This is a genomic window from Aurantiacibacter gilvus (assembly GCF_038289935.1).
GTDB lineage: Bacteria > Pseudomonadota > Alphaproteobacteria > Sphingomonadales > Sphingomonadaceae > Alteraurantiacibacter > Alteraurantiacibacter gilvus.
Window position 1 is genome coordinate 471961 of record NZ_JBBYHV010000001.1, and the last position, 26594, is coordinate 498554.

The following is a 26594-nucleotide window of genomic DNA, read 5'->3' on the forward strand; positions in this document are numbered from 1 at the left end:
GGTTAATACAGTTCATCGCTGCGAATCCGTGTGGTCTTAAGGGGCAATACGGAATTCGGCGATCCGCGTCGTAACCGTTTGGCCACAAGGACAGCACAGCTTCGTGACGGCACCCGTTCGCTTCCCCCGCTTCTTCGTGACCAGCCCTGCGCCGTGTCCCTATTTGCCGGGCAGGACGGAGCGCAAGGTGTTTACCGAGCTCAAGGGCCCACACTCCGAACAGCTGAACGATGCGCTGGGCCGGATCGGTTTCCGTCGTAGCCAGACCGTGGCCTATCGTCCCAGCTGCGAAGGCTGCCGCGCCTGCGTCTCGGTGCGCGTCGTGGCGAACGAATTCCAGCCCTCCAAGGCACAGCGCCGCGTGATGAACCGCAACCGCGACCTTGTCGTCTCGGAATGTCGTCCGTGGGCAACCGCAGAGCAGTTCAGCTTGCTGCAACGTTACCTCGAACATCGGCATCCCGGTGGCGGCATGGCGGCGATGGACGAAGTCGATTATGCAGACATGGTGGAACACACGAGTGTTTCCAGCTTTGTTATTGAATACAGAGAACCTTCTGCAGATGGCCGGCCGGGACGCCTAGTCGCGGCTTGCCTGACAGACCGGCAGGGGGACGGGTTGTCGATGATCTACAGCTTCTACGACCCGGCAATCGAGGACCGTACCGGGCTTGGCAATTTCGTCATTCTCGACCACATCGAACGCGCGACGAAGGCAGGGCTGCCTTACGTCTACCTCGGCTATTGGGTCGAAGGATCGCCGCGCATGCAGTACAAGGTGCGCTTCCGTCCACTCGACGTGCTTGGTGCCGAGGGCTGGCGACGGCTTGGCGATGACGAGCAGCGGCGGCTTATCGAAAACGTGGCCAAAGGCGGTACTTCGCGCGATGCGGCAGAAGAAGGAAGTACCAAGGATCCTGCGGCAGACCTGCAGCGCGAATTCAAGCTCGCCTGACGTTATCCGACAGTGCTGGGCCACGACGACCGCGCTTGGCGCGGCATTGCTGCTGTCGCAGCCGGCGCTGGCGCAGGACATGCGCGATACGCCGCGGCTCGAAGACCTGATCCCCGATTCCGCGGTCGAAAACCCTGAGGATTGGGCTGCTCAGGGCGTAACCCCGCAGGACGAGGCAGCGGCTGAGAGACAACCCGAACTGCCTGTCGACGCGCCCATGGAGGAGATGCCGCTGGTCACCATTCCGTGGCCGGAGGATGTCGAGCTGCCCCAGCTGGCGCCGCTGGAGAGCGACGACGAGCAGATCGAATTCGTCCAGTTCGACGACGAGATCGGCCGCTTGCCCGAGGGCAGCGAGGAGCGCCTGTCCGACGAACTGGTGATTGTCTTCCCGACCGACCGCACGCTGTTCCCCGAACGCGACGACTTCCTCGACCGGTTCGAGGCACTGTCGACGGTCGAAGGGACCGATGCCGACGGCAACCTCGCTCGCCTTGCCGCACAGGCACGGGTGGACGAGGAACTGCTGCTGCGCCTGCTGGGCGTCTACGGCTATTTTGGCGGTCAGGTGATCCGCACCGTCGGCATGAACGGCGACCAGCCGGAAGTGCGCTTCGACGTGATCCCCGGCCAGCGGTTCCTGGTCGGTACGGTCGACCTTGGCAACCTCGCCGCCACGGGCGAGAACTTCGCAGACCTGCGGGCAGCCTATGCCATCCAGCCGGGCGATCCGGTGTCGCTCGATGTCGTTGCCGACCAGCAGATACGGCTGGATACGGCCCTGGGCGAAAGCGGCTATCCCTTCGCGGAAATCGACCCGCCCAGCCTGCTGGTTGATCACGAGCGGTACGAAGGCGACATTACGATGCCGGTGGAGCCGGGCGGGCAATATGTCTTCGGTTCGGTGCGCAGCGACAGCGAGCAATTCCTCTCCAGCCGCCACCTTACCCGCATCGCCCGCTGGCACGAAGGTGACACCTACCGTCGCAGCGACGAGTTCGACCTGCGCCGCGCCATCCTTGCTACCGGGCTGGTGGGGGCCGTCGATCTGGAGCCTGTCGTCGTGCAGGAACCCACGGAAGACGCGCCGGGCGTCGTCGACATTGCGGCCAGCCTTAGGCCGGCACCGCTGCGCACGATTGCCGGCAACGTGGGCTTCGGCACCGAGGAAGGTATTCGTGTCGAAGCGAGTTGGGAGCACCGCAACCTCTTCCCGCCCGAAGGCCTGCTGCGCGTGCGCGGGATTGCCGGCACGCAGGAGCAGCTGCTGGGCGTCACCTTCCGCAAGAACAACTTCCACGGCCGCGACCGCATCCTGACGCTGGATGCCTATGCCAGCACGATCGACTACGACGCTTACGATGCGCGCAGTGCTGCGCTGATCGGTACGTTCGAACGCGTCAGCACCTTGCTGTTCCAGAAGCAGTTCAGCTGGTCGCTGGGTGTTGAACTGGTGGCCACGCAAGAGAGCGAGCGGCTGGCCGACGGCAGCAGCCTTGAGCGCGAGACCTACTTCATCGGGGCCCTGCCGGTGTTCGCCCAGCTTGACGCATCGGACGACCTGCTCGATCCGACCAAGGGCTGGCGACTGTCGGGTCGGCTGTCGCCCGAAATTTCGGAAAACGACGGGGTGCAGAGCTTCTATGTGCGCAGCCAGGTCGACGCGGCCTTCTACCAGTCGGTGGGCGAGAACACGGTGCTGGCGGGGCGGGTACGCGTGGCGAGCATCCCGGGTGCGCCGCTGGAAGCTATCGCGCCGTCGCGGCGGCTCTATGCCGGTGGCGGCGGATCGGTGCGTGGTTACGGCTATCGCCAGATCGGCCCGCTGAACGACACGGGAGATCCGCTGGGCGGCCGCAGCCTGGTCGAATTCTCGCTCGAGGCGCGCATCGGTACGCCGCTGATGGACGGCGCGGTCAGCGTGGTGCCGTTCGTCGATGCAGGGTCCGTGGGCCTCGATCCGCTGCCCGACTTCGACACGATCAAGTACGGCGCCGGCCTGGGCGTGCGCTATGAAACCGGCTTCGGTCCGCTGCGGCTGGACGTGGCCGTGCCGCTCAATCCGGGGCCCAACGACAACTGGATCGCGGTCTATGTCGCGCTGGGGCAGGCGTTCTGATGGCTGACGAAGCAATCGCCGAGGACGCGACCGTGAGCGAGGCGAAACGTCGGTCTTGGCCTGTGCGCCTGTTGCGCTGGCTGGGTCTCGGCCTGCTGGCGCTGCTGGCGCTGTTGCTGGCGATTGTCGTCTTCCTGCACACCCCGCCGGGCCGCCAGTTCATCGTCGACCAGATCGCCAAGATCGCCCCGGCATCGGGCCTGCGCGTCGAGGTGGAGAGCATCGACGGTTCGGTGCTGTGGAGTAGCACGCTCAACGACGTGAAGTTCTACGATGCTGACGAGGTGCTGTTCCTCGAAGTGCCGACGATTGATCTCAACTGGCGACCTTTCAACTGGTTCACCAGCGGGCTGGACGTGCGTCACCTCGTGCTGACTGACGGTACGCTTTACGCCGCACCGCGGTTGGAGCCGGGCGATCCCGATGCGCCGATCCTCCCCGATTTCGACATTCGCGTTGACCGCTTCGTGATCGACAACCTTACCGTGGCCGAAGGCCTGCTGGGCGAGCAGCGCGTGATCGGCTTTGCCGCCGAGGCGGATATCCGCGACGGGCTGGTCTACCTCGACGCCGATGGCGACTTCGGCAGTGGCGACGATTTCGCGGTGCTGATCCATGCCGAACCCGATGGCGACCAGTTCGACTTCGACCTGACTTGGGAAGCCCCGGCGGGCGGCTTCCTCGCCACCATGGTCGGTGCGGAAGAGGACCTTTCGGTCGCGGTCGAAGGCGAAGGCAGCTGGTCGGCTTGGCAGGGAGACCTGCTGGCCCGCCAGGGCGAAACCGACCTGCTCGACTTCGATCTCTACAACGAGGCGGGACAGTACCGGCTGGTGGGCGAGGCTCGTCCCGCTGGTTATGTCGAAGGCGTGGCGGCGCGCGCGCTGGGCGACGTGGTCAGCCTGACGGCATCGGGCACGCTGGAAGATTCCGTGCTGGAAGGCGATTTCACCCTCCGCGCTCGCGGGATCAATGCCGACGGCGCGGGCGCGGTGGACCTGGCGGACAATGCCTTCGACGGTTTCGAACTGGGCGTGGAACTGCTCGACGCGACACTGTTCTCGCCCGACGTGGCGCTGAACGGGGCAGTCCTGCGCGGTACGCTGGATGGCCCGTTCCGTGACCTCACCATGCCGCACCGCCTGACCGTGCGCGAGATCAACGCGGGCGGGATCATTGTCACGGGCGTCGATCAGCAAGGTACACTGGCGTTCGACGGCAACCGCCTGACGATCCCTGTCAGCGCCGAGATTGCGCGCATTGTGAGCGGTGTCGAGCTGTTCGACCCGCGCCTTGCCAACGGCTCGCTCGCGGGCACGCTGGTCTATGCCGACGGGGAGATCCTGTCGGACGACCTCGACGTGCGCTTCCCGGGCATGCAGGCGCGGCTGGGCCTGAACTCGCGCCTGTCCGACGGGCTGACGCGGGTGAACGGTCCGGTCACCGTGAACGACCTGGCATTCGACGGCGTCGGGCTGGTCGATGGCGGCGCCCGCATCGACTTCCGCATCGGCGGCGGTGCGCCGTGGCAGTTGCAGGCAGACCTGCGCGGACTGGTGGACGAGGTCACCAATTCCACGATTACCTCGCTTGCCGGTGAGGATATCCGGTTCGACGGCGGCTTGGCCATGACTTCCGGCGGCCCGCTGCGGTTCAGCAATTTCGACGTCAACGCCACCCTCGTGACAGCGAATGTCGACGGCGAAGTGACCGAGGCAGGCACCAGCGTTATCGGTGCGGGCGAACACTCTGATTACGGTCCGTTCACCGTCGAGGCCCTGCTGGCTCCCGAAGGGCCGAGCGCAACACTTGTCTTCGCCAACCCGCTACCCGCCGCAGGCCTCGCCGACGTGCGCGTGGCGCTGGCTCCCAGCGACGAAGGCTTCCGCATCGAGACCAGCGGCGGCTCGCTGCTGGGTCCGTTCGACGGTTTGCTCGACCTCGTCATTGCCGAGAGCGGGGATACCGCCGTGCGCATCAACCGTCTCGACGTGGCGCAAAGCCGCGTGGCGGGTACGCTTAACCTTGTCGAGGGCGGGGCTGCGGGGCGGCTGTCCGTCAATCGCGGCGGGATCGACGGTGCGATTACCCTTGCCGTGCGTGATGGCGGGCAAGGTTTCGACGTCGACCTGACGGCGCGCGATGCCATGTTCGGGGGAGAGACGCCGCTTGGCATCCGGCGTGGTACGATCACAGCGCAGGGCCTGCTGCGCGAAGGCAGCTCCACGGTCACCGGCAATGCGAACCTGCAGGGCCTGAGCTACGGCAGCCTGTTCGTCGGACGCATGGTCGCGCAGGCCGAGGTCGAGAACGGCAGTGGCCATTTCGACGCCGCGCTTACCGGCCAGCGCGGCAGCCGCTTCGAGCTGCTGGTGAACGGCGACCTCGCACCGGGCCGCATCGCGGTGGCGCTCGACGGGTCCTATGGCAATCGTGACATCTCCATGCCGCGCCGAGCGATCTTCGTGAGTACCGAGGATGACGGCTGGCAGTTGCAACGAACCCAGCTGAGTTATGGCGACGGCTTCGCGATAGCGAGCGGACGCTTCGGCGGCGATGCACCCATGCTGGGTCGCCTGTCGTTGTCCGACATGCCGCTCGATCTTGCCGGTGCGATCACCGGCGACCTAGGCCTCGGCGGCGAGCTGTCTGGCGTTGTCGAGCTGACCGAAGGCGCGGGCGGCCTGCCCGTGGGCGAGGCACGCTTGCAGGTGGCGGGGCTGACCCGTTCCAGCCTGCTGCTGACCTCCGAGCCGCTCGACATTGCGCTGGTGGCGGAGCTTTCCGAGGACCTGCTGCAGACGCGCGCGGTCATTTCCGACCAAGGCGGCGCGAATGGCCGGTTGCAGGCGCGTATCAGCCAGCTACCCGCTACCGGCGGATTGGTCGACCGGCTCTACGCCGGCAACCTCGTCGGACAGTTCCGCTTCAACGGATCGGCGGCCAGCCTGTGGCGGCTTGCGGCCATCGACCTGCTCGACGTGACGGGCGACATCGGCATCGCCGCCAACCTGCGCGGCAGTCTTGGCGACCCGCAGGTGCGCGGTTCCCTGTCAGGTGACGGCTTGCGGGTGCGCAGTGCGATTACCGGCACCGACATCACCGACGTTTCGGCGCGTGGCCGTTTCGCCGGATCGCGGCTGGCGCTCACCAGCTTCTCCGGCACGGCGCCGGGCGGCGGACGTATCTCTGGCAGCGGCACGGTGGACCTTGCGGGTATCTCTGCCGAGCGCGGTCCGCAGATCGACCTGCGCATGGCAGCGCGCAATGCCCGCATCCTCGACCTCGACAATATGGGTGCGGTGGTGACGGGACCCATGCGGATCGTCTCCAACGGCGTGGGCGGCACCATTGCCGGTCGCCTGACCGTGCGCGAGGCCAGCTGGCGGCTGGGGCAGGCCGAGGCGGTCGCCGAGCTGCCCAACGTGGCCGTGCGCGAAATCAACCGGCCGGCTGATGCGCGACCGCTGGCCGCCAACCCGGCACCGTGGCGCTACCTGATCGACATCAGCGCGGCTGGCGGGATCGAGGTCGACGGCATGGGCCTCGACAGCGAATGGCGCACCAACAACCTCCTGCTGCGCGGGACGACTGACGATCCGCGTATTGGCGGTTCGGTTTCCATCGTGCCCCGGCAGGGATTCTACTCCTTTGCAGGGACCCGCTTCGAGATCACGCGCGGGGAGATCGCCTTCGACCAGTCCGTGCCGATCGACCCGCGTATCAACCTGACTGCCGCGACCGCCGTCAACGGCCTGAGCGTCGAGGTCGACGTGACCGGTAACGCCAGCCAGCCTGCCATCGTCTTCAGCTCCACGCCCGCCTTGCCGCAGGAGGAACTGCTGGCACGGTTGCTGTTCGGTGGTTCGATCACGGATCTGTCCGCCACCGACGCATTGCAGCTGGCGAGTGCCGTGGGATCGTTGCGGGGCGGGGCGGGCATGGGGCCGATCAACAGCCTGCGCAATGCCGTGGGGCTCGACCGCCTGCGCATCGTCCCGGCGGACCCGGCGCTGGATCGCGGGACGGCGGTCGCGCTAGGCCGCAACTTCGGCAATCGCTTCTATGTCGAGATCATCACCGATGGTGCCGGCTATAACGCCACCGACCTGGAGTTCCGCGTGACCAACTGGCTCAACCTGTTGGCAACGGTGAGTACGGTGGGGCGGCACCAGGTCGCAGCGGAGATCCGCCGCGACTACTGATGCCGCGAGAAGGTGTCAGTCGGAAGCGTCCGCAGACTTGAGAACCGCATCGACCGGGAAAAGGCTGCCGTTCGTTCCGGTCATCACGGTGCCGTCGACATGGGCTTCCACGCCATCGGCAGACGAGATGACCACGTCGCCCTCGTCGAGGGTGAAGGTGAGCGCGCCGCTACCCATGGTCGGCATTTCCACCGCGCCGCCCGCTGCCTCTGCGGCAGCGGTGATGTCCTCCAGCGTGAGGTAACCCGGCACGATGTGCTCGCGGATCACCGCGACACGCGCGGCGCGCAGGTCGTCGCCCTCCAGGGGCAGGTCGAACTGCGCAAAGGCGTCGTCGGTGGGGGCAAACAGGGTGTAGGGAACGCTGCCGTCGAAGAGGCCCTGCAGCCCGGCATCGCTGAGCAGGTCCGACATGGTCGAAAGTTCGCTCGCATCGCCCACCAGGGTGGCGAGCGTGGCGGAGCTGTTTTCCACGACGGGGACGTCCTCGCCTGTCTCGCCATCGCTGCAGGCGGGAAGCAGGACGAGGGTCGCGGCGGTAAACGCCGACAGCATGGGCGTGATCTTCATCGGTGGCACCTGTCAGGTCAGCAGCTGGATCGCGGAAACGACCAGCATGGTTTCGGGGTCGATCTCGTAGACGTAGCCGTTGTTGTAGCGATAGCGCGCGTCTGGCCGGTCATAGTACCGTTCACGATAGCTGTAGGGCACGTTGTAGACGTCGTAGCCGCGCGGGGCGGGCTGGCCGACCGTGAACTCGTTGCCTGTCAGCAGCGCCGCCACCGAGGCGATGGCCGCCGTTTCCGGGTCCATCCGGTAGATGACGTTGTCGGCATAGCGATAGTCGCGCGGCGACCCGAGGCCGTAGTAGCTCTCGTAATAGGAGGGCATGCGCGAATAGCGGTAGTCGTCGGGCCAGGGGTTGCCGACGGACAGCGCGCCGCCCAGCAGCGGGATGTAGCCCGAGATGCCGCCGTCACCGCCGATGCGCAGCAGGAAGCCGTCATCGTAGAAGTAGCTGCCTGAGCGACCGTAGCCGCGATAGCCCCACCAGTCCGGAGCGTAGCGGCGAAAGCCGTCCTGCTGGCGGGCAAGGCCGGGCGGGCGGCAGCCGTTGTACTTGCGGGCGAGGCCCGGAGGGCATCCATCGGCGACGCGGCGCGTGTCGGTACGGTAGGTGATGAAGTCGATCAGCCCGCCGCCCGAGACGTTTCCGCGTCCGTTGTTGCCATTACCGTTACCGTTTCCGCGGTTGCCCCGGATCGCCGGAGCGTTGCCGTTGCCATTCCCGCGATTTCCGCGAACTGCGGGGGCATTGCCATTGCCGTTTCCGCGCACGGCGGGCGGTCCACCGCGGTTGTCGTTACCGTTGCCGTTCCCGCGCGTTTGCGGTGGTCCGCCCCGCTCGTTCCGGGCATTGCCGCGCTCGTTAGCGCGATTGCCGCGTTCGGCATTGCCCTGGCCATTGCCGCGGGCGTTGTCCGACGCTGCGGGGTTGTTGCCGCGATTGCCGTTGCCGTTGTTTCCTTGCGCCAGTGCCGGGGTGGCCGCCAGTGCCAGTACCGATAGTCCTACGAGCAAATGCTTCATGGGTCTGTCTCCTCTTCCGCCCAACGACCAGCAGAGCCTCAAGGTTCCTAACGGCGGTTGCAAGGACAGGGTTAAGCGCCCGAACGGTAAAGCGCGGCTTCCGCTGCCCGCCGCCGAACGAGGCCCTTCATCACCCGTCCCCCGGCATGGCACCAGCGCTCGAACTCGCGTGCTGCCCCGGCGAAGTCGCCTGCCTTGTGCAGCCGCGTCAGCGTGGCCTTGGCGATGGCGCCGGTGTTGTAGTGGAAGCTGACCAGGGCATCGAACTGCGGCTGGCTGGTGGGTGCATCGCCCAGCGCGCGAGCGACCTCGCGGGCGTAGCGTTCGAGGTCTGCTTCCAGCCGCGCATCGCAGGCATCCTGCGTCCACACCGTGCCGGGACCGATGCCGGGCCCGGTCGCACCCCAGCCGATGGTCCACGGCTCGCCGCTACCGGATCCGGTCCGGGCCAGGCTCGAACCGGGGTCGGGATAGGCTTCCACCTTGCCATCGCGGCGCTGCCTTGCGCAGCCCTCGAATTGTTGGATGAGCGCAATGCCCTTTTCGCCGACTTTCCAGTCACTTGCGGGCGAAGGTGTGACAGGTGTGACAGTGTCCTGGAGAAAATTGTCACAGGTGCCTCCGGGCACCTTGTCCAGCACGGCGTCGATGGCGTCGACTTCGCTCTGGCGGAAGGGTCGCCCCAGTGCGCGGCGGATCAGGTCGAAGACGGTTTTGCGGTTCATGGGCAGGCCTTTCGTGCAGCGATTCGGGCTTGCCCGCTAGGCCCGGCATGAGGCTGTAGGAAAGTGGGTTGTAAAGAGCTCTTGACTGACAAGAGTTCTTTACAGTAAAGAGCTCTTTACAGGCAACGAGGTGAGTCGGTGAAAAACCGCGTGAAGGAATATCGCGAAGGGCAGGGCTGGAGCCAGGGTGAGCTGGCGCGCCGGCTGGGCGTTTCGCGGCAGACGATCAACGCGGTGGAAACCGACAAGTACGACCCCTCGCTGCCGCTGGCACTGCGCATGGCGAAGCTGTTCGCCGTGACCGTGCCGGACCTGTTTATCGACGACTGGGAGCCAGAAGAATGACCGATGCCGATATCGCAGCGGCCGACAAGAAGCGCCGATTCAAGAAGACCCTGTTTGCCATGGTGCTTGGCGGGGCAGCCGGTTTCCTGGCCGCCTTTACCGCGCTTCAGCTGATGGATGCGGAGACCATGCCCGAATTCGGCGCGTCGGTCGAAGTGGCCGTGCTGGTGGGGCTCATCTACGTGATCACCGCGCTGGCCGTGGCCGTGGGCGTGCTGAGCCCCAGGGCGGGGGCGAAATTCCTGAACGTCGAGGATGCCGAGGAGTTGCAGGAACAGCGCTCCATGCTCACCACTTCCGCCATTGGCATGGGTGCGGCGGGCATTGCCCTGGTGGTCGTGGCGCTCGGCGGATCGGTCGGGTTGGTGGACCCCACGGTTGCCCTGGTCGTCTACGCCGTGCTCTGCGCGCTTGCCGTATGGGTTTCGCTGAAGTCGTGGAAGCTGCAGGACGAACTGATGCGCGCCGTCGGGCGTGAAAGCGGTGCCATGACGTTTTACCTGGTGGTGGCCATTGGCGGTACCTGGGCGCTGCTGGCGCACCTCGGCTTCGTTGCCGGCCCGCAAGCGCTCGACTGGCTGACCATGTTCTGGGGCCTGATGTTGCTCGCCTGCTTCATCGTCGTGGGCAAGCGCGGGATGCTGGTGATGCGGTAGGCGTTGCCGTTCATCATTTGCCTAACCGAAAAGGGCCGCCCGGTTTCCCGAGCGGCCCTTTTGTTTGGCTTGAAGCCGGTGGCTCTTACGAGCTGTAGTACATGTCGAACTCGACCGGGCTCGGCGTGGTCTCGAAGCGGATGACGTCTTCCCACTTGAGATCCATGTAGGCTTCGATCTGGTCCTTGGTGAACACGTCGCCCTTCAGCAGGAAGTCCATGTCGTCGCGCAGGGCGAGCAGGGCTTCACGCAGCGAACCGCAGACGGTCGGCACGTCGGCGAGTTCGGCCGGCGGCAGGTCGTAGAGGTTCTTGTCCATGGCGTCGCCCGGGTGGATCTTGTTCTCGATACCGTCGAGACCAGCCATGAGCAGCGCCGAGAAGGCGAGGTACGGGTTGGCCAGCGGATCGGGGAAACGGAATTCCACGCGCTTGGCCTTTTCGCCCGAGCCGTAGGGGATACGGCACGAAGCCGAACGGTTGCGCGCCGAGTAGGCCAGCAGCACCGGAGCTTCGAAGCCCGGCACCAGGCGCTTGTAGCTGTTGGTGGTCGGGTTGGTGAAGGCGTTCAGGGCCTTGGCGTGCTTGATGACACCGCCGATGTAGAAGAGGCAGTTTTCCGACAGGCCGGCATATTCGTTGCCGGCGAAGGTCGGCTTGCCATCCTTCCAGATCGACATGTGGGTGTGCATGCCCGAACCGTTATCGGCCTTGATCGGCTTCGGCATGAAGGTGGCCGTCTTGCCATAGGCGTGGGCAACCTGCTGCACGACGTACTTGTAAACCTGCACGCGGTCAGCGGTTTCGGTCAGCGAACCGAAAGTGATGCCAAGCTCGTGCTGGGCAGCGGCCACCTCGTGGTGGTGCTTGTCCATCGGCAGGCCCATTTCCATCATGGTCGAAACCATCTCGGCACGGATATCCATGCAGCTGTCGACCGGTGCGACGGGGAAATAGCCGCCCTTGGCGCGCGGGCGGTGGCCCATGTTGCCCATTTCCATCTCGGCGCCCGAGTTGGTCGGCAGTTCGACATCGTCGATCTGGAAGCCCGAGCCCGAATAGCCGTCTTCGAAGCGGACGTCGTCGAACATGAAGAATTCGGGTTCCGGACCGACGAAGATCGTGTCGCCGATGCCGGTGGTCTTCAGGTAGGCTTCGGCGCGCTTGGCGGTGGAACGCGGGTCACGCGAATAGAGTTCGCCGTTGGACGGTTCGACGATGTCGCAGTTGATGATCATCATCGGCGTGGCGCTGAACGGATCGATGTAGACCGATTCCAGATCCGGCTTCAGGATCATGTCGCTCTCGTTGATGGTCTTCCAGCCCTCGATCGAGGAGCCGTCGAACATCATGCCTTCTTCAAGCATGTCTTCGTCAACGACGCTGGCGCACATGGAGAGGTGCTGCCACTTGCCCTTGGGGTCAGTGAAGCGGACGTCGACCCATTCGATCTCTTCGTCCTTGATGCGCTTCACGATGTCCTTTGCACTGGCCATTTTGGTAAATCCTTCTGTGAACGTATGCGTTTTCTGATTGGCGGGAATTCGGGTGGTCTAGAGGGCTGACTCGTCCTGCTCACCGGTCCGGATGCGGATCGCGGCGCTGATGTCCGAGACAAAAATCTTGCCGTCACCGATCCGCCCAGTCTTGGCTGCATTGGCAATGGCCTCGACCACCTGGTCGGCAAGGCTGTCGGCCACGATGACCTCCAGCTTCACCTTGGGCAGGAAATCGACGACATATTCGGCGCCGCGATAGAGTTCGGTATGGCCCTTCTGGCGACCGAAACCCTTGGCTTCGGTGACAGTGATGCCGGACACGCCCACTTCGTGCAGCGCGTCCTTCACCTCGTCGAGTTTGAAGGGCTTGATGATGGCTTCGACTTTTTTCACGACGTCCCTGTCTTTATGTCCGCTGGGTGCGGATGTTTCTCCCGAAGGCAATTCCCGAACTTTCAAGGTTCAAGAATCATGCCAGAGTGTGGAGTGACGGGGTTAGACAATCGTACGGCGCAACGAAAGGGCGGATTCGCAACATTTGCGCGCGCTGCCGCGCGTCACGCGACAGCAAATTGCGCGTCAGGCGGGCAAGGATTGGCGATTTAGCAAGCAGGCCTGCCCAAAATATGGGCACTGGCTGGCGCGCGATCAGAGCCGCAGGCCTGCCATCGGGTCGCACCCGGCCATCAGGTTGAGCGACTGCACGGCGGCGCCACTGGCACCCTTGCCGAGGTTGTCGAGCACGGCCACCAGCCGCGCCATCGAGCCGTCCTTGTTGGCAAAGACATAGAGGTCCAGCCGGTCGGACGGCGGAGCATCCTTGTGCAGCACCAGTTCGCCCACTTCTTCGTCGTGGACCGTCACCAGCGGGGCATCGGCGAAATAGCGGGCCAGTTCCTCGCGCAGTTCCGCGGGCGGCGAGGCGCTGCGCATGGCGGTGATCTGCAGTGGCACTTCCACCACCATGCCGCGATATCCGGGCACGACAGCGGGCGCGAATACCGGCGGATAGGTCAGGCCGGCTTTCGACTGCATTTCGGGCAGGTGCTTGTGATCGAGGCCGAGGCCGTAGTCGCGGAAGGCGATGTTGTTGCCGTCGCCTTCGAAGAACTGGATCAGGCTCTTGCCGCCGCCCGAATATCCGGAGACGGCGTTGACCGTGTACGGCCAGTCGCGCGGCAGCAGCCTGGCGCGGACCAGCGGCGCTATCAGCGCGAGGAAGCCCGTCGGATAGCAGCCGGGGTTGGACACCCGGTCCGCGCCGGCGACGACGCTGTCGCCGACCAGTTCGGGGAAGCCGTAGATCCAGCCCGGCGCGGTGCGGTGCGCGGTGGAGGCGTCGATGATGCGCGTGCCCGACTCCGGATCGATCATGTCCACGGCATCGCGTGCGGCATCGTCCGGCAGGCAGAGGATCACGAAATCGGCAAAGTTGAGCGCGGTGCGGCGGCAGTCCTCGTCCTTGCGTTCGCCTTCGTTGAGGCGGACGAGGTCGAACTCCTTCCGGCCTTCGAGCCGGTCGGCGATTTCCAGACCCGTCGTGCCGGCTCCGCCATCGATGAATACGGTGTGGGCCATATCAGGCGACGACCGGTTCGAGGTGGTCGAGGTGGACATAGCCCACCGGACCTTCGAGCGAGAGGCAACCCCAGGCCCATTCGCGGGAAAGGTCGAGTACTTCGAAGCTGTCGCCTTCCAGCAGGACGCACAGCTCTTCCGCCGTTTCCGAAGGTTCTGCCAGCAACCGCGCGCCGCCGGGCAGGACGCCGCGCGGCTGGGGTACGGCATAGTGCGGTACGAAGTGCTTTCCGGCGAGGCCGACATGCGCCAGGTCACCGCGCAGGGGTACCTTGCGCGGATCGGGGCGTGCAATCGGCCCCGCCAGCGCAAATGGTCCCTTCGCCGAGGTGGCGAGATCGTTCAGTTCGTCCTGGCTCAAGCGCCCAACATCCGTTTCACAATACCCTGTCATCCGCGCGCTTAGACGCGCTGGCGAACGGCTGCAACCTCACCTCTTAGCCGTAGCGTCCGCGCAAGGTGTGGAAAGCCGCACGCAAGCCCAGCGCCGCGCCACCCTTGGAACGGCCGGGCTTGGCAGCGGGACGCCAGGCGAAGGTGTCGAAATGGGCCCAGTCGATGTCGTCGCCAACGAACTTGTCGAGGAACAGTGCCGCGACGCTGGCCCCGGCAAAACCGTTGGTGTGGGTGTTGTTGGTATCGGCAATGTCGGACTTCAGCCATTCCGAATAGCCCTGGTGCAGCGGCAGGCGCCACGGCTCGTCATCGTGCGCCTTGCCTGCGGAAATCAGCGCTTCCGCGGTGTTGTCGCGGCGGGTGAACAGGGCGGGCAGGTCCGGCCCCACGGCCACGCGGGCAGCGCCGGTCAGCGTGGCGAAGTCGATGATGAAGTCGGGCTCATGCTCGCTGGCGAGCGTCAGGGCATCGCCGAGGATCAGCCGGCCCTCGGCATCGGTATTGCCGATCTCCACCGACAGGCCCTTGCGGCTGGCCAGCACGTCGCCCGGACGGAAGGCATTGCCGGCAATGGCGTTCTCTACCGCGGGGACGATGCAGTGCAGGCGGACCTTCAGCCCCGCTTTCATCACCAGTTCGGCGAGCGCCAGCGCGTGGGCCGCGCCGCCCATGTCCTTCTTCATCAGCAGCATGCCGCGCGATGGCTTGATGTCGAGACCGCCCGAATCGAAGCACACACCCTTGCCGACAATCGCCACGCGCGGATGATCTTCCTTGCCCCAGGTCAGCTCGATCAGGCGCGGAGCATGCTTGCGCTCTGCCGCGCGGCCCACGGCGTGGACCATGGGGAAGCCTTCCTCCAGCGCGTCGCCGCGCGTCACTTCGACCTTCGCATCCTGTTCCTTGGCGATGCGTTCGGCCTCGGCCTCCAGCGCGGCAGGGCCCATGTCCTCGGCCGGGGTGTTGACGAGGTCACGCACCAGCGAGGCGGCCTGTGCTTCTGCCGTCACGAGGTCGATCTTGGCGACGTCCTCGGTCAGCAGCACGCGCGGGCCCTCGGTGCTGTCGTCGCTCAGGTAGCGGTCGAAGCGATACTGCGCGGTGAGCCAGCCGAACATGGCCGGGCCCGCCTTCACGTCGGCGAGACGATAGGTCCCGGCGGGAAGGCTCTCGGCCAGCTTGGCAAGGCACCAGCTGGACAGGTCTTCCGGATCGGCCACGCCGCCCACGGCAAACCAGTGTTCGCCATCGGGCACGATTCCCACCTGGTAGCCGCCGCCGGTGAACTTCTGCCCGGCCAGCGCGGCGCGTTGCGGCCCGCTGAGATTTTTGGCAAAGCCCTCAAAGCTCTCGGTATTTACGAGATGGATCAGGGTGGCGTCTTGCCCGCGGTCGGGCAGGATCAGGTCTGCTGCGATAGTCATGTAATTCCGCTTGCCGTTTTCGTTGCCGTTTGGGAAGGCTGCATTCCTATGCTGGGTCGATTCACCGCAATTGCAATGCTTGCTGCGGCTCTCGCGGGGTGCGAGCCTGCGGAAGACGTGGCCGATCCCACGCCTGCCGCAACGCCCGAACCGCCTGTTCCGCCGGGTGACACCGAAGCGCCTGCCCCCGCTGGCGGGGCGCGGCAGGTGGCTGAGCGGACGGACTTGTTCCTGTTCGAATATTCCTATCCGCAGGCCGCCGGCGACGTGGAGCCGCTCGCCCGCTGGCTGGACGAGCGGCTGGCGCGCGAGCGCGACCGGCTGGCCCGCAATGCCGCGACAGGACGCAGCGAGGCGCGCGACAACGGCTTCCCGTTCAACGCCTATTCCAGTGAAACCGCCTGGGAAGTGGTGGCCGACCTGCCCGACTGGATCAGCCTGTCGGCAGACTTTTCGACCTACACTGGCGGCGCCCATCCCAATTACGGCTTCGACACGGTGGTGTGGGACAAGCAGAGCGAAAGACCGCTGGAACCGATCACTTTCTTCACCTCGCCCGCAGCACTCGACGGTGCGATCGGCGAACAGCTGTGCGACGCGCTGAATGCCGAGCGTGCCGAGCGTCGCGGAGAACCCGTCGAGCAAGGGTCGCAGGATACTTTCGATACCTGCATCAAGCCCGACGAGACCAACCTGCTGCTGGGATCGAGCAATGGCGTGACCTTCGACCGCATCGGCATCCAGATCGCCCCCTATCTCGCCGGTCCCTATGCCGAGGGCAGCTACGAATTCACCTTCCCGGTGACCGAGGAAGTGCTGGAAGTGGTGCGCGAGGAATATCGCCCGGCCTTCGCATCTCGCAATTGAGCGAAACTGCCTCTATGTGGGGCGCATGACCGAATACCAGCACGTAACCGAAGACATGTCCGTCTACCGTGACGGCTCCATCAAGCTGCATGGGCCGGAAGGCTACGAAGGCATGCGCAAGGCGGGCCGTCTTGCGGCCGAAATCCTCGACGAACTGACCACCATGGTGGAGCCGGGCGTCACCACCGGCGAACTCGACGCCAAGGTGCGTGAACTGACGCTAGATGGCGGCGCGGTGCCGGCAACGATGGGCTATCGCGGCTATACCCATTCGTGCTGCATCTCGATCAACCACGTGGTCTGCCACGGCATCCCGTCGGACAAGCGGCTGAAGGAAGGCGACATCGTCAATATCGACGTGACCCCGCTGCTCGACGGCTGGCACGGCGACACCAGCCGCATGTTCTTTGCCGGCGAGCCTTCGATCAAGGCGAAGAAGCTCGTCGAAGTGACCTACGAGTGCCTGATGATCGGAATTGCCCAGGTACGCCCCGGTGCGCGGCTGGGCGATATTGGCGCGGCGATCCAGGAACACGCCGAAAGCCACCGCTACGGCGTGGTGCGCGAATTCTGTGGCCACGGCCTTGGCCGCCTGTTCCACGACGCGCCCGAAGTGGTCCACGCCGCGCGCGCCGGTTCCGGTCCGGAACTGCGGGCGGGCATGTTCATGACCATCGAACCGATGATCAACCTCGGCAAGCCGCACGTGAAGCTGCTCAACGATGGCTGGACCGCGGTAACGCGTGACAAGAGCCTGTCGGCGCAGTTCGAACACTCGATCGGCATTACCGAGGACGGCTGCGAGATTTTCACCAAGAGTCCCAAGGGACTCGACAAGCCGCCCTATTGACCGGTTCTCTTGCTCGGGCCGGTTGATCGCGCGCAATGACACCTGTCCTGCACTAGGCTATGTGTGAAAGCAGCAGGAGTTCGCAATGATCCGTAGCCTTTCCCTTGCCCCGGCCCTGTTGCTGGTGGCCGCATGCCAGACAACGCCGCCGGAACAGACCGCCGTCCATCCCGATGCCCATGCGCTGGCCCAGGCGGCATGCGCCGGGTGCCACTCGGTGGAACCCGTCGGCCTCTCGCCCAATCCCGACGCGCCCGAATGGCCGGTGATCGCCAATACCCCGGGCCTGACGCGGCAGTCGCTCACGGTCTGGCTGACCGACGCCCACGCCTATCCCGAGGAAATGGATTTCTACCTCGAGGAAGACGAGGTCGACATGCTGGTGGGCTATATCCTTTCGCTGCGCAGCGAAGACTACCACCCGCCCTATTGAAGCCGGAGCAGGTGTGCCGGGCACGACCGGCAATCGCTTGATCCGAAGCCGGGCAGCGGGGCTTCATAGCCTTCGCCGAGTAACCGCTCGACCAGAGCGCACTCGTTGCCGCCGGGAAAGGCGAAGGCGGTGATCTCGCTCGCAGCCACGGTCAGCGCGTCGACGTGCCAGTGCAGCTTCTTGTCCTTGCGCATATGTCGCGCCACGCGCGCCGCCACGCCGCCGGGGCCATTGGCGCTGCCCGCATAGACATAGGTGCCGGCTGGCAACTCGTAGGGTTTGCCGCGCAGCGATCCAGCGAATTTCTCTCCGAGCGAGATCGTCAGCAGGTAGGCACCGGACTGCACCGGCATATTGGCCGTCCGGGCTCCGGGAAAGAGCCGCAGCAGGCGGTTCACTCACCCGAACCGGCTTCGCCGCCTTCCGCCGCCGCCTGCGCATCGCGCAGCCGCTGCGCGCGAGAAGAGTTGATCATGTCGCGCACCTGCACGTTGCCTTCGTGGCAGGCGAATTCGTAGAACTCGTAGCCGTCGTTGCGCGTCCAGTCGTACCGAGCGGTCCACGGCGCGGTGTAGACCTGCGGATCGCTGTAGGTGATCTCGTAGATGATGCGTTCGGGGCTCACCATGGTCAGCCGCTCGGTCACGCGCGCCTCGGCGCTGGTGGGGTAGGTCGTGTCCCAGGCATTGGGAGAGGCGGCGCGGCGATGGATGTCGGGATCGGCAGCGTCACCGTCGACGATATTGGTCGTCTCGATCACCAGCGTATTGCCGTCCCAGTGGCCGATCGGCTGGCCCATGTAGGTGCGCACGTCTTCCGGCCAGCGTTCGGTCGGCCCCAGCGGGACGATGCGCGTCGACATCATCTCGTGATGGATCACCACCATGCCCGGCGCCTGGAACACGCGGATGCCGTTGTTGTAGGGGAAGGGGAACATGCTGGCAGGGAAGCCGCGCGTCACGCAGCGGTCGTAGATGTCGAGATCGGTGATCCAGTCGCGCGGCTGGCCGCTGACCCAGCTCGACCGTCCGGCCTCCTGCAAGGGCCGGGCTGCTTCGGTCAGCGGCGGGAAACGGCCGTTGGGCGGATCGACCAGCATCGAGTTGCGGCGGCCCATGTCGGTCGATTCCAGCCAGCCGGAGAGGCCGATGGTCCCGCGCGTGCGCAGTTCTTCCTCGAAGCTGCCATCGCTTTCGCGCGCGGCCGCCAGCCGCTCGGCGTATTCCTCATTGGTCAGCCATGCGCGATTGCCGAACTCCTCTTCGCGCTCGATCGGCAGGTTCATCTGGTCGAGGTTCTCGATCGGCCATGTGCCGCGCAGGTCCGGATCGCCCCACGGCGTGCGCGGCGGTTCGTAGTCGGTCGTCACCGGCGGCATGGTGGTCAGGTCGTCGGGCACGATTTGCCCGCTGGCGGGTGTGGCCAATGCGACCGTGGCGAGTGCGGCGAAAATGAAATTGCGCATGAAGTCCCCCCGAACTTGCTGCGACCTCGAGGGAGAATACAGGAAATGCGGCGGCCCGCCAGTCCCTGCCTTTGCCAGTCCCCGCCTGTCAGCCCTCGCGCGCAGCCCGGATCGCCGCGCCGCCGGCAAAGGGCGCCATGGCTACCAGCACCAGGCTGATCGCCGCCGTAAGCGCGAGGCCTGCGTCGCCGCCGGTCGACAGGCTGCCCGCGCCAAAGACCAACAGCGGCACGGCCAGCGGGATCGCGAGCAGTCCGGCCAGCGCCGCTCCGCCGCCGCGCAGGCCCACGGTGACGCTGGCGATGATCAGGCCGATGGCGGCAAGGCCCGGCGTTCCTGCCAGAAGTCCCAGCTCCACCGTCCACAGCGTCTGGGCATCGATGCCCAGCAGGGCGCTGGCGGGCAAGGCGGCGAGCATCAGGAAGGGCCCGAAACTGAGCCAGTGGGCGACCAGGCGCACGGTCACCACGGCTTCTTCCGAAATCCCGCGCAAGGCCCACTGGTCGAAGAACCCGCTCTCGACGTCGGGCGCAAGCAGCCGGTCGAGCGGCAGGATGGCGGCGAGCAGCGCGGCGACCCAGATCACCCCGCCGCCGGTCTGCGCCAGCAGCGTCGGGTTGGGGCCGACCGCGAAGGGATAGAGCATGGCCACGGCCAGGAAGAACAGCAGCGGCAGCAGCGTGTTGCCGCTGCGCGCACCGGGCAGCAGGCGGGACAGGTCGCGCCACAGCAGGCTGCCGAGCACGCTCACGCGTAGGCGTCCTGCGGAACGAAGTCTGGCAAGTGCAGCTTGCTCATGCCCGCGACGGCAATCGGCTGGTGGCTGGCGATGAGCGCCACGCCGCCCGCCGCGACATGCTCCGCCACCAGCGCCTCAACCAGCGCCACGGCCTCGCTGTCCAGCCCGTTCAGCGGTTCGTCGAGCAACCAGATATCCGCGCCCTGTCCCAGCAGGCGCGCGAGGGCTGCACGCTTGCGCTGGCCGGTGGAGAGATAACGCACGGGCACGTCGAGCAGGTCGCTGAGGCCCAGCCGCGCGAGGTCGACCGTGGCGCTGCCATCAATGCCGCTCCAGAAGTCCAGCGCCTTGGCCAGCGGCTGGTGCTCGTCGAGGGCAATGTTCTGGTCGAGCAGGGCCATGGAGCCTTGTCGCTCGACGCTTCCGGCGAGGGGGCACAGCAGGCCGGCCATGATGCGGATCATGCTCGACTTGCCCACGCCGTTGGGGCCGGTGACGTGGCACGCGCTGCCGCTTTCGAGCGCCAGCGACAGGCCAGCGAACAGCAGCCGCTCGCCGCGGCGGCAGGCCAGTTCAGTCGCGGCTAATCGGCACGGTTCCATCATTGGCCGCGTTAGGGCATGCAGACCGCAAGAGGCAAGCAAGGGAGCATCACATGACCGTCGAGAAACTCACCCCCAGCGAGGCCGAAGCGGGCCTGAGCGAACTCGACGGATGGGATTTCGCCCGCGACGGGGACGCCATGCGCAAGGTCTTCAAGTTCGCCGACTTCAGCGAGGCATGGGGTTTCATGAACCGCGTCGCGCTGATCGCCGAGAAAAGCGACCACCATCCCGAATGGTTCAACGTCTACAACAAGGTCGACATCACGCTGACCACCCACGACGCGGGCGGACTGTCGCAACGCGACCTCGATATGGCCAGGGTGATCGAGGCGCTGTGAGGCGGCTGGGGGCGGTCTGCGCGGGGCTGTTGGCGCTGGTCGCGACACCGGCGGCGGCGCAGGAAACCGGCCTTCGGGGCGTCTGGCAAGGGACCGTCGGCAACCTGCCGGTCCATGCCTGTTTCAATGGCGAGGATGGCGACGGCGTCTACTACTATGATCGCCACAAGCTGCTGATCGGGCTGTTGAACGAAGAGGGTGTCTTCGCAGAGCGGATCGGTTACGACGATCCCGGCGAGGCGAACTGGCGGATGACTGCCATCGAAGGCGGCAGCGCGAGCGGCACCTGGCAGGAGGGGGCAAGAGCCCTGCCGATCACCTTGCAGCGGCTCGAGTGGGAGCAGGGCCGGGAGCTTGCCAGTCCGTGTGAAAGCATGGCTTTCATGGGGCCTCGCTTGTCTGGGGGCAGAATCGAGAGCGCCCCCGGCGAGATCGCCGGACAGGCTTATACCGTGCTCCGTTATGTGCCGCCCGCGCACTTCGACGAGGAAGATGTGGCGATCTCCACCTTCGCCCTCGTCAGCAGCGTGCGCAGCGACGTCCTCGTCAACCAGCAATTGGCATTCGACTTGCCGCGCGGCGATGTAAGTGACGATTATGCGCAGTGCTTCGGCATGCACGCCGCTTTCCGCGGCCTCGACGGCTATTTCTACAAGGAAGTGCGTCCCGAAGTGCTGACGGAACGCTGGGTCGGCGCGATCGAGCACAACAGCCTCTATTGCGGCGGTGCGCACCCGTCGCACTGGTCGCTGCGGCGCGTCTATGATCGTTATTACGGCACCCAGGTCCAGGCGCAGCAATGGCTCAACGACCGGGCGCTCGACCGCGAAATCATCTCCGAGGGATTTGTCTTTGCGACTGTGTCCAAGGCCTTCATGCCGGTCTTGCTGGGCAACTGGTACGACTTGCCAGAAGGCAGTCCGGAAGGTGATGTGGCGCACCGCACCGAGTGCATCGAAATCGCCGGACGCACGCCGAACTGGGACGTCGGCCTGGCGGAGGACGGCAGTGGCCTGGCCTTCATTCCCGGCGTTCCCCATGCGGCGACGCCCTGTGCCGAAACCGTGGTCGTGCCGTGGGACGATCTCTCGCCGTTCCTGACCATCGAAGGGCAGGCCGTTGCTTCCACATTTGTTTCGCCGTGACGGCGTGGGTCGCCCTGCTGCGTGCCGTGAATGTCGGCGGGACCGGCAAGATCGAGATGGCGCGCCTGCGTGAGGCGTTGGGCAAGACCGGGCTGGAACAGGTGCGCACCTACATTGCCAGCGGCAACGTGGTCTTCGCGGGGCCGGATGACGTGGAGGGAGTGCGAAAGGTCCTCACCGACGCTATCACCGGCGAGTTCGGCGGTTGTCCGGAGATCATCCTGCGCACCGGCGAGGACATGGCCCGGGTGCTGGCGCGCAACCCCTTTCCCGATGCGGCGGGCAATCAGGTGATCGTGGTGTTTGTCGATGGACCGATCGAGGTTGGCGAGCTTCGCCACCAGAAGGACGAGCAGGTCGTCGCGGGCGAAAGCGAAGTCTTCGTCCACTACCCGTCAGGGCAGGGGCAATCGAAGCTGGTGGTTCCCGCCGCCAAGCACGGCACCGGACGCAATATCAACACCGTCGCAAAACTGGCCGCGATGGCGGCGGAGATCGCCTAGCGTCCTTCGCTCTTGTTGTGGGCGTTCTTCAGCGTGGCCGCGCGCTTCTTCAGCAACCACGGCATCCACTTGGCCACCCGCGCCAGCTTGCGCGCGGTCTTGCCGACGAGAATGTGCGTCTTCTCTCCGTGCACCGCGTCCCACGCGGCCTGCGCCACCACTTCGACCGGCGTGAATTCCAGCCCGGCAGCCACCACGGCCTCGCGGATCGGGGTATTGCGGCTGCGGTTGGGCGGCACCTGCAACAGCGGGGTGTCGATGAAGCTGGGCATCAGCGAGCGCGACTTGATCCCGAACTCGCGCCATTCGGCATCGAGGCTTTCGGTCAGCGAGCGCACGCCCGCCTTGGTCGCACCGTAGACGCTCTGGTTGGCCATGCCGTGGATGGCCGCGGCGCTGGCGGTGTTGAGCAGGCAAGAACCCGGCGCGGCAGCCTTGAGATAGGGGTAGGCGGCCTTGGCGCCGTAGAACACGCCGCGCAGGTTGACGTCGATGAGCAGGTCCAGCTCTTCGTAGGTTACCTCGTCGATGGCGCCTCCGGCAGGCAGGCCTGCGTTGTTGGCAACCACGTCGATCTTGCCATCATTCAGCGCGGCGAATTCACCCAGCGCCTTGTCCCAGCCTTCGCGGTCGGTGACGTCGAAGACATAGGTGTGACACAGGCCTTCGGGCAGCAGGGCCTTGGTCTCTTCGAGGCCCAACGTATTGCGGTCGGCGATGCCGACCAGCCAGCCCTTGGCGCCGAAATGCTGCGCAATGGCGCGGCCGATTCCGGACGCACCGCCGGTGATGAAAATGCTCTTCTGCGCTGCCATGCGCCCTCTCCCTACAGGCCCTTTACGTGCTCCTTACCTGCACGAATGTCAGCTGTCGATGCGGCCAGCACCTCGCCAGCCGGCTCGGCCCGCCCGCCGATGCATTCGGCGAGGAAGTTCTCGGCAATGGCGTTGAAGGCGATGTTGTTTTCCGGTCGGTGGAAGCCGTGGCCTTCGTCGGGGAAGAGGACATAGGTGACGGGCACGCCGTCGCGTTCCATGGCCTCCACGATCTGGTCGCTTTCGGCCTGTTTCACGCGCGGATCGTTGGCGCCCTGGCCGATCAGCAGCGGCTTGACGATGTCCCTGGCCTTGTACAGCGGGCTGATCGACTTGAGGAAGTCCTTGCCCTCGGGGGTCGAGGGATCGCCCATGCGCTCGTGGAACTGCTTCACCACCGGCTCCCAGTAGGGCGGGATGGTTTCGAGCAGGGTTTCGAGGTTCGACGGGCCGACAATATCGACGCCGCAGGCGAAGACCTCGGGCGTGAAGGTCAGGCCCACCAGCGTGGCATAGCCGCCGTAGGAGCCGCCCATGATCGCCACCTTGTCGCGCTCGGCAATGCCGGCCTCGATGGCCCATTCGACCGCGTCGATCAGGTCGTCATGCATCTTGCCCGCCCACTCGCGGTTGGCGGCATTGATGAAATCCTTGCCGAAGCCGGTCGAGCCGCGGAAGTTCACCGACAGCACACCGTAGCCGCGGTTGGCGAGCCACTGGTGCGTGCGGTTGAAGCCATAGCCGTCGCGCGCCCAAGGGCCGCCGTGGACCAGCAGGACCATCGGCACCGGGGCGTCGGGCACGCCGTCGCCATCGGGATCGGACTGGGGCGGCAGGGTGAGGTAGCTGGGCAGGGTCAGGCCGTCGCGTGCGGGTATCTCGCGGGCGTGCATCGGCTGGAGGGGAGCACCCTCCAACTCGGGGTAGGTGGTGTAGAACTTCGTCAGCGTCATCGCGTCGCGGTCGAACAGGTAGCTGCTGATCGGCGCGGTCAGCGGGTCGTTCCACACCAGCCAGCGGCGGTCGTCGTCGGTGCGCGACTGCACGCCGAAATCGCCCTGCAGCTGCTCGCGCAGCCATGCGAAGGCCGCCCCGATATCGGGGTCGATCGCGTGGTGTTCGGTGCGCAGGTAGGTGGCGCTCCAGGCCAGCACTTCGCCGGTGTCCTGGTGGCGCAGGGTGCCGCCGATGTCGGCCTTGTCGTGCTCGGCGATGAGGGTGCGCTCGCCCGTCTCGCAATTCTCGGCAAACAGCGCGGCGGTGTTCCGGCCGCGGCTGTCGAGCCAGTAGAGCGTCTTGCCGTCGGTAGTGTAGCCCGCCATGCCGGTGGTGAGCGCATCGTCGAGGCCGGTTACCTCGCGCGGCTCTTCCGCCACCACGCCATCGGTGATCTCGTGCATGTCGGTGCCGCCCTCGGCATTCTGCCGCATGGCCCAGCGCAGTGTGAGGCTGTCATCGCTTTCAAAGCCCGCCCACTCGTTGTTCTCGAACACCAGCTCCAGTTCGCCGGTACCCAGGTGCAGCAGGTAAATATCGTGGAAGCGCGGATCGCGGTTGTTCACGCCCACCAGCAGCTTGTCCTTGATCGTGTCGGACGCGCCGACCAGCTGGACACGGGTTTCCTCGAAGGGAGTGAGGCACTTCTCTTCCGCGCCCTCGGTCACGCCGACCTGGTACAGCAGGAAGTTCTCGTCGCCTTCCTTGTCGCGGATGTAGAGCAGGCTCGCGCTGTCGGGTACCCAGAAATAGGTTGGGATCGGGCGGTCGGTGGCGGAAGTCATGCGACGCACGTCCTCGTGATCCTCGGCCGGGGCCATGAACACGTTCATCACCCCGTCCCACGGCGCCATCCAGCTGACCCACTTGCCGTCCGGGCTGATCTTGCCCTGCGAGCGGGTGGGGTTCCCGAACAGGTGATCGCGCGGGATCAACGGAGTGTCGGAAACGCGGGCGGCGGCAGTGGTGTCAGGCATGGTTTCTCCGGATTGGTCCCGGAGGGGGAGTTAGGGAGGGGCTGCGGAAAAGCAATGATCGCAAGGCCAGTTCCTGCACCATGCGTCTGGTAGGCTGCAGGGAAAACGCACCAGGAAACAAGGGAGCGCCTTTCCGCTCCGACGGCCGCAATTGTTGCGTGCGCTACTCGCCGTGAGACTCGTCATAATGAATGGCCAACCAGTCAGCGCCGTAGTCATTCGAAGGGTCCCGCACGATCGAATGAACGTGATTGAACGCATCGTCGCCAGACGACTCCCGCACATAATCGATGAGGATGGAGGGTCCTTGAATGCGGAACATGTATCGTCCCGTCGGCTCTCCGGTCGGTCCCCACCAGGCAAAATGAAGTGACTCGACCCCGTCTTCATCGATCGCTAGCCGTTGGCGAGCCGACGCTTCATCCGATGCATGATCGAGAAACTCGTTGACGAGTGCTTCAAGGAGGTAGTGCTGGAGCGGTCCCAGATCAGAGGCTGGAATCCCGAGCGGCGCTGCAATTCTGTCCTGACGACCGGGACCTGCGAAGACCTGGCCATCAACCGCATCCGCTATCACCGCACGTTCAAGTTGCGCAGCGTCCAGTGAAGCTATGAGCGCCATTGCCCGATCGGCTTCATGCTGGAGCAGACGGAAACCCGCAAATCGCCCCTCAGGTACAACCTGCGGATTGGCACCGAGGAACAGGGGAGTGAACACGATCCTGCCCGAGGAAACCGTGAAATTGACAGCGTAATGATGACCCGTAACGGTCCAGCCCCAATCGCTTCCCTGCGGGTCACCAAAAACGACGACGTAGAATTTTTCGGCATCGTAGTTTGCGATGAATGCTTCACGTTGCGCGCGTAAGGGATCGTCCTCCGACATGGTGGCGATTATGCTGGCACTGAGTTCGTGCAGCACATCCTCGTTAGACATTATGGTAGTGGTCGTCAGATATCCTTGGCTGGAAAAGGCAGCTGCCAGCATTGCGTGAAAGGCAATACGCTGGCCGGAATTCATTTCCTCGACTGCTATACCGGAGCGTGGTGCCACGCCTACAGGAAGGTTCGACCAGTTCGTTCGGGTTCCCACATCGTCGATCGCGGCGATGACAAGATCGCGCTGCGCATCGTTCAACGTCGCAATGAAAGCCGTTGTCGTTGCCTGCATCGCATCGACACGGGCTTCCTCGCGCGCTTGTTCGACCGCTTCGTGCGCTTTCACCGCTCCAGAAGCACCCATCGCCACCGCAATCGAGATTGCGGTGCAAGTGATGAAAGTTCGCATTGATTTAGCCCCCTATTGCCATTGATGCCTATAGACCATGATTGAACATGGCAATGGCGGGGTGGAAGTTCGCCAAATCTGG

Annotated in this window: 26 protein-coding genes; 11 read left to right on the forward strand and 15 right to left on the reverse strand. The window is 65.2% G+C overall.

Translation table 11 applies throughout. From position 1 onward, the window contains the following. Positions 1 to 103 precede the first annotated feature (103 nt). Genes AAEO60_RS02270 through AAEO60_RS02280 form a run of 3 tightly spaced genes read left to right on the forward strand, consistent with a single transcriptional unit; the run spans position 104 to position 7279 of the window. Positions 104 to 955 carry an arginyltransferase gene (locus AAEO60_RS02270; protein WP_341672025.1) on the forward strand — a complete coding sequence of 284 codons (852 nt, stop codon included), beginning with the start codon at positions 104 to 106 and terminating at the stop codon, positions 953 to 955. After that, positions 888 to 3074, forward strand: coding sequence for an autotransporter assembly complex protein TamA (locus AAEO60_RS02275; RefSeq protein ID WP_341672026.1), 2187 nt, complete (start codon positions 888 to 890; stop codon positions 3072 to 3074). Before AAEO60_RS02270 ends, AAEO60_RS02275 begins: the two co-directional genes overlap by 68 nt. After that, complete coding sequence (locus AAEO60_RS02280) at positions 3074 to 7279, forward strand: translocation/assembly module TamB domain-containing protein (RefSeq protein WP_341672027.1); 4206 nt, start codon at positions 3074 to 3076, stop codon at positions 7277 to 7279. Before AAEO60_RS02275 ends, AAEO60_RS02280 begins: the two co-directional genes overlap by 1 nt. 15 nt (positions 7280 to 7294) lie before the next feature. Here the strand turns inward: AAEO60_RS02280 and AAEO60_RS02285 are convergent, their stop codons facing one another. The 3 genes from AAEO60_RS02285 to AAEO60_RS02295 all read right to left on the reverse strand — a co-directional run bounded on the left by AAEO60_RS02285 (position 7295) and on the right by AAEO60_RS02295 (position 9594). Next, a complete protein-coding gene (locus AAEO60_RS02285; protein WP_341672028.1) occupies positions 7295 to 7849 on the reverse strand; it encodes a fasciclin domain-containing protein in 555 nt (184 codons plus the stop codon). Positions 7850 to 7861: 12 nt separating this feature from the next. Beyond that, positions 7862 to 8869 carry a hypothetical protein gene (locus AAEO60_RS02290; protein WP_341672029.1) on the reverse strand — a complete coding sequence of 336 codons (1008 nt, stop codon included), beginning with the start codon at positions 8867 to 8869 and terminating at the stop codon, positions 7862 to 7864. Positions 8870 to 8940: 71 nt separating this feature from the next. Continuing rightward, a complete protein-coding gene (locus AAEO60_RS02295) occupies positions 8941 to 9594 on the reverse strand; it encodes a lysozyme (RefSeq protein ID WP_341672030.1) in 654 nt (217 codons plus the stop codon). A 138-nt stretch (positions 9595 to 9732) separates the two neighbouring features. Between AAEO60_RS02295 and AAEO60_RS02300 the strand changes: the two genes are divergently transcribed. Both AAEO60_RS02300 and AAEO60_RS02305 read left to right on the forward strand, forming a co-directional pair. Then, positions 9733 to 9939, forward strand: a complete 207-nt coding sequence (locus AAEO60_RS02300; protein WP_341672031.1) for a helix-turn-helix transcriptional regulator — start codon at positions 9733 to 9735, stop codon at positions 9937 to 9939. Then, positions 9936 to 10595 carry a hypothetical protein gene (locus AAEO60_RS02305; RefSeq protein WP_341672032.1) on the forward strand — a complete coding sequence of 220 codons (660 nt, stop codon included), beginning with the start codon at positions 9936 to 9938 and terminating at the stop codon, positions 10593 to 10595. Before AAEO60_RS02300 ends, AAEO60_RS02305 begins: the two co-directional genes overlap by 4 nt. 85 nt (positions 10596 to 10680) lie before the next feature. On the opposite strand, the gene glnA is transcribed toward AAEO60_RS02305, so the two are convergent. The 5 genes from glnA to AAEO60_RS02330 form a co-directional block, all read right to left on the reverse strand. Continuing rightward, positions 10681 to 12090 (reverse strand): type I glutamate--ammonia ligase, encoded by a 1410-nt coding sequence (glnA, locus tag AAEO60_RS02310; protein WP_341672033.1) that lies wholly within the window; start codon positions 12088 to 12090, stop codon positions 10681 to 10683. A gap of 57 nt (positions 12091 to 12147) precedes the next feature. Continuing rightward, positions 12148 to 12486 (reverse strand): P-II family nitrogen regulator, encoded by a 339-nt coding sequence (locus AAEO60_RS02315; RefSeq protein WP_341672034.1) that lies wholly within the window; start codon positions 12484 to 12486, stop codon positions 12148 to 12150. 255 nt (positions 12487 to 12741) lie between these two features. Then, a complete protein-coding gene (argC, locus tag AAEO60_RS02320; protein WP_341672035.1) occupies positions 12742 to 13671 on the reverse strand; it encodes an N-acetyl-gamma-glutamyl-phosphate reductase in 930 nt (309 codons plus the stop codon). Between the two features lies 1 nt (position 13672). Further along, positions 13673 to 14032 carry a hypothetical protein gene (locus AAEO60_RS02325; RefSeq protein WP_341672036.1) on the reverse strand — a complete coding sequence of 120 codons (360 nt, stop codon included), beginning with the start codon at positions 14030 to 14032 and terminating at the stop codon, positions 13673 to 13675. 76 nt (positions 14033 to 14108) lie between these two features. Beyond that, positions 14109 to 15491 carry a leucyl aminopeptidase family protein gene (locus tag AAEO60_RS02330; protein WP_341672037.1) on the reverse strand — a complete coding sequence of 461 codons (1383 nt, stop codon included), beginning with the start codon at positions 15489 to 15491 and terminating at the stop codon, positions 14109 to 14111. A 48-nt stretch (positions 15492 to 15539) separates the two neighbouring features. On the opposite strand from AAEO60_RS02330, the gene AAEO60_RS02335 reads away from it, so the two are divergent. The 3 genes from AAEO60_RS02335 (at position 15540) to AAEO60_RS02345 (ending at position 17641) form a co-directional block, all read left to right on the forward strand. Next, positions 15540 to 16358: a DUF4163 domain-containing protein gene (locus AAEO60_RS02335; protein WP_341672038.1), complete on the forward strand. Its 819-nt coding sequence runs from the start codon at positions 15540 to 15542 to the stop codon at positions 16356 to 16358. A 25-nt stretch (positions 16359 to 16383) separates the two neighbouring features. Further along, positions 16384 to 17208, forward strand: coding sequence for a type I methionyl aminopeptidase (gene map, locus AAEO60_RS02340; protein ID WP_341672039.1), 825 nt, complete (start codon positions 16384 to 16386; stop codon positions 17206 to 17208). An 85-nt stretch (positions 17209 to 17293) separates the two neighbouring features. Then, positions 17294 to 17641 carry a c-type cytochrome gene (locus AAEO60_RS02345; RefSeq protein ID WP_341672040.1) on the forward strand — a complete coding sequence of 116 codons (348 nt, stop codon included), beginning with the start codon at positions 17294 to 17296 and terminating at the stop codon, positions 17639 to 17641. Here the strand turns inward: AAEO60_RS02345 and AAEO60_RS02350 are convergent. From AAEO60_RS02350 to ccmA, 4 genes are all read right to left on the reverse strand, one after another. Continuing rightward, positions 17635 to 18039, reverse strand: a complete 405-nt coding sequence (locus AAEO60_RS02350; protein WP_341672041.1) for a GIY-YIG nuclease family protein — start codon at positions 18037 to 18039, stop codon at positions 17635 to 17637. The genes AAEO60_RS02345 and AAEO60_RS02350 overlap by 7 nt on opposite strands. Then, positions 18036 to 19106, reverse strand: a complete 1071-nt coding sequence (locus AAEO60_RS02355; protein WP_341672042.1) for a hypothetical protein — start codon at positions 19104 to 19106, stop codon at positions 18036 to 18038. Before AAEO60_RS02355 ends, AAEO60_RS02350 begins: the two co-directional genes overlap by 4 nt. Positions 19107 to 19194: 88 nt before the next feature. Further along, the gene (locus AAEO60_RS02360) at positions 19195 to 19857 is read right to left on the reverse strand and encodes a heme exporter protein CcmB (RefSeq protein WP_341672043.1); all 663 of its coding nucleotides are present in this window, start codon (positions 19855 to 19857) and stop codon (positions 19195 to 19197) included. Next, a complete protein-coding gene (gene ccmA, locus AAEO60_RS02365; protein WP_341673532.1) occupies positions 19854 to 20447 on the reverse strand; it encodes a heme ABC exporter ATP-binding protein CcmA in 594 nt (197 codons plus the stop codon). Before ccmA ends, AAEO60_RS02360 begins: the two co-directional genes overlap by 4 nt. A gap of 53 nt (positions 20448 to 20500) precedes the next feature. Here ccmA and AAEO60_RS02370 point away from each other — a divergent pair, with 53 nt between their 5' ends. The 3 genes from AAEO60_RS02370 to AAEO60_RS02380 are packed head-to-tail and all read left to right on the forward strand — an operon-like array spanning position 20501 to position 22436. Then, positions 20501 to 20788, forward strand: a complete 288-nt coding sequence (locus tag AAEO60_RS02370) for a 4a-hydroxytetrahydrobiopterin dehydratase (RefSeq protein WP_341672044.1) — start codon at positions 20501 to 20503, stop codon at positions 20786 to 20788. Continuing rightward, entirely contained in the window at positions 20785 to 21933 is a 1149-nt protein-coding gene (locus tag AAEO60_RS02375; RefSeq protein ID WP_341672045.1) for a hypothetical protein, read from the forward strand. Before AAEO60_RS02370 ends, AAEO60_RS02375 begins: the two co-directional genes overlap by 4 nt. Further along, a complete protein-coding gene (locus tag AAEO60_RS02380; protein WP_341672046.1) occupies positions 21930 to 22436 on the forward strand; it encodes a DUF1697 domain-containing protein in 507 nt (168 codons plus the stop codon). Before AAEO60_RS02375 ends, AAEO60_RS02380 begins: the two co-directional genes overlap by 4 nt. Here AAEO60_RS02380 and AAEO60_RS02385 read toward each other — a convergent pair. The 3 genes from AAEO60_RS02385 to AAEO60_RS02395 form a co-directional block, all read right to left on the reverse strand. Beyond that, positions 22433 to 23251: an SDR family oxidoreductase gene (locus AAEO60_RS02385; RefSeq protein WP_341672047.1), complete on the reverse strand. Its 819-nt coding sequence runs from the start codon at positions 23249 to 23251 to the stop codon at positions 22433 to 22435. The genes AAEO60_RS02380 and AAEO60_RS02385 overlap by 4 nt on opposite strands. A gap of 11 nt (positions 23252 to 23262) precedes the next feature. Continuing rightward, positions 23263 to 25224 carry an alpha/beta hydrolase family protein gene (locus AAEO60_RS02390; protein WP_341672048.1) on the reverse strand — a complete coding sequence of 654 codons (1962 nt, stop codon included), beginning with the start codon at positions 25222 to 25224 and terminating at the stop codon, positions 23263 to 23265. Positions 25225 to 25387: 163 nt separating this feature from the next. Beyond that, on the reverse strand, positions 25388 to 26512 hold the full coding sequence (locus AAEO60_RS02395) for a DUF3500 domain-containing protein (protein WP_341672049.1): 1125 nt from the start codon (positions 26510 to 26512) through the stop codon (positions 25388 to 25390). Positions 26513 to 26594 lie beyond the last annotated feature (82 nt).